A 4840-nucleotide genomic window follows, 5' to 3' on the forward strand; every position below is an offset into this window, starting at 1 on the left:
GAGGTAGAGCGTCTGTTTCGGCGCTTGAAAGGATTTCGCAGAATTTTCTCCCGCTTTGAAAAGCTCGATGTCATGTTCATCGGCTTCGTTAATTTTGCCCTGATCGTTGACGGACTGAGGTTGTGTTAACAGGCCCTAACCGCTTCTCGGTTTATAAAGGCGCTCGATGTGGTAAATCGACACACATGCCTTGGCTGATGCGTTCGCTCGAACTTCGTCAATAAAACTTCGCTCATCGCCGCGCTGTCCTGGCAGTCAACAATACAGCTCATGCTGCAGCCGATCCCATGAGCAGCAAGCAGTAAAAAATAACCAAAATGTAATTTTCAGGAAAGGCTCCAGTAAGGACATTGAATCGATTATTACAACTTAGTAAGTTAACTAACTAATTATTTATATAGGGCCATATGCTGGCGGCATGCACGGATACCCGAGAGCGAAAACCCGCCACAGGCTTACAGAAATGTAATGCTTGGGTCAGGCCAATGTCAGCCGTTCGCGGGTACTCTATATAAAATATCTCCGAGTGCGCGCAGGGTTTAACAGGAGCGGTAATGTCTCAGGCCAATCAGCCACACCCCACACTTCAGACCCCATCGGATCGTGACCCTGTTTGTGGCATGACGGTCAAAGCCGACAGCCCGCATCAGACCAGCCACGCCGGCCAACAACTGCTTTTCTGCAGCCAGCGCTGTCTGGAAAAATTCACTGCCGAGCCAAGCAGATATCTGGATGCCGGGCATGCTCATGGCGAGACGCCGACCGTCGATCACGGCGCCGAATACACCTGCCCGATGCACCCCGAAATACTGCAGATCGGCCCAGGCACGTGCCCCAAATGCGGCATGGCCCTGGAGCCGGTCATGCCCGAACTGGAAGAAGAGGACAACCCGGAGCTCAGGGACTTTTCTCGACGCTTCTGGTGGACGTTGCCGTTCACCGTGATTGTCACCGTGCTGGCCATGGGCGGGCATGCCCTCAGTCCGTTCCACGGCGCCACGCAGAACTGGGTCGAACTGGCACTGGCCACCCCTGTGGCGCTCTGGGCTGGCTGGCCCTTCTACGTGCGCTGCGTGCAATCGTTCATCAACCGTAGCCCGAACATGTGGACGCTGATCGGCCTCGGAACCTCCGCCGCCTACCTGTACAGCCTGATCGCCACCCTGGCGCCCGGCGTATTCCCCGACCACTTCATGCAGGGTGAACGCATCGGCGTGTACTTCGAGGCGGCAGCGGTGATCATCTCGCTGACCCTGCTCGGCCAAATCCTGGAACTCAAGGCGCGCTCGCAGACCTCGGCGGCGATCAGGTCGCTGCTCGGCCTGGCGCCCAAGACCGCGCGACGGATCAATGCCGATGGCAGCGAAGAGGACATTCCCCTCACCCATGTGCACAGCGGCGACAATCTTCGGGTGCGCCCAGGCGAAAAAGTGCCGGTTGATGGCTTGGTGGTGGAAGGCGAAAGCGCGGTGGACGAGTCGATGTTGACCGGCGAGCCGGTGCCGATCATGAAACGCGCCGGTGACAGCCTAATCGGCGCTACCCTCAACAGCCACGGCAGCCTGGTGATGCAGGCACAAAAGGTCGGCAGCTCGACCATGCTTGCGCAGATCGTCCAGATGGTGGCCCAGGCGCAGCGCTCCAAGGCGCCAATGCAGCGGCTGGCCGACGTCATTGCCGGGCGTTTCGTGCTGGCGGTCATCGCCATTGCTATCCTGACCTTCGTGGTATGGGGCCTGTGGGGTCCGGAGCCGAGCTGGGTGTTCGGTCTGATCAACGCAGTCGCGGTACTGATCATAGCCTGCCCCTGCGCCCTGGGCCTGGCCACGCCGATGTCGGTGATGGTCGCCACCGGCAAGGCGGCCGGCAGCGGCGTGCTGTTCCGCGATGCTGCCGCGATAGAAAACCTGCGCAAGATCGACACGCTGATCGTCGATAAGACCGGCACGCTCACTGAGGGCCGCCCTGCTTTCCACAGCGTCGAGGCGGCGCCCGGCTTCACGCGGGACGAGGTACTGCGACTGGCCGCCAGCCTGGATCAGGGCAGCGAACATCCCCTGGCCCACGCCATCGTCGATCATGCCCGTTCCCAGGGCCTGGCGCTGAGCACGCCTGAAACCTTCGAATCGGCCTCCGGCATCGGCGTGCGTGGCAAGGTTGACGGCCGCGACTTGCAGTTGGGCAACACCGCGCTGATGAATGATGCCGGCGTGGATGCCAGCCCACTCAAGGCGCATGCCGAACAACTGCGCGGCGAAGGCGTGAGCATCATGTTCCTGGCGGTGGACAACGTGCTGGCCGGTCTGCTGGCGGTTGCCGACCCGATCAAGCCGACCTCAAAACTGGCGATCCAGCGCCTGCAGGCAGACGGCATACGGGTGATCATGGCCACCGGCGATGGCCTGACGACTGCCCGAGCAGTAGCCCGCGAACTGGGTATCGAGGAGGTGCACGGCGAGGTCAAGCCGCAGGATAAGGAACGCCTGACCGCCTCGCTACAACAGCAAGGACACCGCGTGGCCATGGCCGGCGACGGCATCAACGACGCCCCGGCCCTGGCGCGCGCCGATATCGGCATTGCTATGGGCACCGGCACCGACGTGGCGATGAACAGCGCCCAGGTCACGCTGGTCAAGGGCGACCTGCTCGGCATCCTGCGCGCGCGCAGCCTGTCGGTGGCCACCGTGCGCAACATGCACCAGAACCTGACCTTCGCCTTTATTTACAACGCCCTAGGGGTCCCTCTGGCAGCCGGCCTGCTCTACCCGCTGACTGGCCTCCTGCTGTCACCAATAATCGCAGCGCTGGCGATGAGCATGAGTTCCGCTTCGGTGGTGTTCAACGCCTTGAGACTGCGCAAAGTATCAATCGATTGAGGTTCTTGACCTTGCCACCTTGGCAAGGTTGAGAATTGCCTCAACCCCAACAGCAACCTCGCAAGGAGATGCCATGAGCACCGTTGAATTGAACGTCAAAGGCATGAGCTGCGGCTCATGCGTCCTGCATGTCACCGAGGCGCTCAACGCAGTTGAAGGCGTCACCGAGGTTGATGTCGACCTGCAAGCGGCCCGTGTGCGGGTCAGCGGAGAGTGCGACAGCGATGTGCTTGTCGCCGCTCTGGGTGATGCTGGATACCCCGCTCAACTGAGCAGTCCGGCGGCCTCATCGAGCACTGCGAAGAAAACCGGATGCAGTGGCAGCAGCGGCTGCTGTTGCAAATGAGCAAACCATTGAAAACAGGTTTTTTATGTCCAGAAGACTGACTACCGCGGCGCTCGCCGCTCTGCTGCTAAGTGGCGCCGCCCAGGCCGCGCAACCCCTGATCATTGATGTGCACCGCGACGCCAACTGTGGATGCTGCAAGGACTGGATTACCTACCTGGAGAACAACGGCTTCGAAGTCCGCGACCACGTCGAACGCAACATGAACACAGTCAAGCAAGACCTCGGCGTGAAACCGCGTCTGGCTTCCTGCCATACAGGTGTGATCGATGGAAAGTTCGTTGAAGGTCACGTGCCCGTGGCGCAGATCCTGGAGCTTCGCAAGCGCCCTGACCTGCTGGGCATCGCCGTGCCAGGCATGCCGGCTGGCTCACCAGGCATGGAGTATGGCGACGTCAAACACCCGTACCAGGTGATCGGAATAACCCGCACTGGCCGAGAAAGGGTCATTGCCAATTATCCGCTGGAACAAGCCGCGCATTAATAGCGACTCGCCGGGCGGGCTGGTACTGGCTGGCATCCTGCGATGCACTGAATCGCAGCGGAGGCCATCCCCCCAGCCCGCACTTCAAAAATCCCGGCTCCGTTAACAAGCTGAAATAGACCTCCTTTTCGTTATTAGCCCGCGAGATGGTTATGTCCCGCCTCCTGCCGTATCTGCTGCTGCTACTGCTTGCCTTGCCAGCCAACGCCGAGATATTTGATTCTTCGCGTCCTCAGTCGGCTCTGTTCGGCACTCCGCTGAACAACAGCCAGGATTTCCTTCCGGTAGACAAAGCCTTCCGCCTCGACCTGTTGGAAACCGGTAAGGACAGCGTCCGCCTGCGCTTCATAAATGCCGAGGGTTATTACCTCCATAAACATCGCTTCGCATTCACCAGCGACCACCCGCAAGTGTCAATTGGCACCCCGCAATGGCCCGCGGCCGAACCGAAAACCGATGAATTTTTTGGCGATGTCGAGGTGTTCTACGGCGTTACCGACTTGCTGCTACCCGTTAATAACCCTCAGAACACACCGTTCACCTTACAGGTGAGCTATCAGGGCTGCGCTGATCTGGGGCTGTGCTATCCGCCAGAGATTCGCAGCTTCGAGGTAGGTGATCCCCCCCTCATTGCAGCCCTGCAACAAGGGGTCGCCATTGACTGGCGTAGTCTGGCGCTGTTCTTCCTGGCGGGCTTGGGCCTGACTTTCACACCCTGCGTGCTACCGATGCTGCCAATTCTGTCTGGCGTGGTATTACGCGGACAACTCGGCGGAACGCGTGGATTACGCCTATCGCTTGCCTACGTACTCCCCATGGCTGCCAGCTTCGCCCTGCTTGGTGCGCTAATGGGCATGTTCGGCGCTGGCCTCAACCTACAAGCGCGCCTGCAGTCACCGTGGCTGTTGGTGCCCTTTGCGATGTTCTTCACTGTTTTCGCTCTGGCCATGTTCGGCGTATTCGAGTTGCGCATGCCGCGCTTTATCACCGAACGACTAGCAGCCTGTTGAAATTCGCCTACGGTCTGTCTGACTTTGCCGTGTAAGGTTTACGATATCGGCTCCAATCTGCCGGGAACCCCGATTTCCATGCGTGGCGCCGATATCACTCAGGAATCCTTGTTCACTGTCGCCA

Annotated in this window: 3 protein-coding genes and 2 pseudogenes; all 5 read left to right on the forward strand. The window is 59.7% G+C overall.

The annotated features are described in order from the left end of the window. Window positions 1–129: pseudogene (locus AC13EY_RS00015) on the forward strand (IS5-like element ISCARN85 family transposase); the annotation flags it as partial. Between the two features lie 425 nt (window positions 130–554). Further along, window positions 555–2876 carry a heavy metal translocating P-type ATPase gene (locus tag AC13EY_RS00020; RefSeq protein WP_482876148.1) on the forward strand — a complete coding sequence of 774 codons (2322 nt, stop codon included), beginning with the start codon at window positions 555–557 and terminating at the stop codon, window positions 2874–2876. A 73-nt stretch (window positions 2877–2949) separates the two neighbouring features. Continuing rightward, window positions 2950–3222 carry a heavy-metal-associated domain-containing protein gene (locus AC13EY_RS00025; protein ID WP_083729378.1) on the forward strand — a complete coding sequence of 91 codons (273 nt, stop codon included), beginning with the start codon at window positions 2950–2952 and terminating at the stop codon, window positions 3220–3222. A 25-nt stretch (window positions 3223–3247) separates the two neighbouring features. After that, window positions 3248–3706, forward strand: a complete 459-nt coding sequence (locus AC13EY_RS00030) for a DUF411 domain-containing protein (RefSeq protein ID WP_083729380.1) — start codon at window positions 3248–3250, stop codon at window positions 3704–3706. Window positions 3707–3858: 152 nt separating this feature from the next. Next, window positions 3859–4704 (forward strand): annotated as a pseudogene (locus AC13EY_RS00035) (cytochrome c biogenesis protein CcdA); the annotation flags it as partial. Between the last annotated feature and the right edge of the window lie 136 nt (window positions 4705–4840).

The organism is Halopseudomonas sp. L-58, assembly GCF_056859475.1.

Bases quoted from the DNA above. Each gene is read 5' to 3' on its own strand.
- AC13EY_RS00020 (WP_482876148.1), top strand. From the start codon at position 555: ATGTCTCAGGCCAATCAGCCACACCCCACACTTCAGACCCCATCGGAT.
- AC13EY_RS00030 (WP_083729380.1), top strand. From the start codon at position 3,248: ATGTCCAGAAGACTGACTACCGCGGCGCTCGCCGCTCTGCTGCTAAGT.
- AC13EY_RS00025 (WP_083729378.1), top strand. From the start codon at position 2,950: ATGAGCACCGTTGAATTGAACGTCAAAGGCATGAGCTGCGGCTCATGC.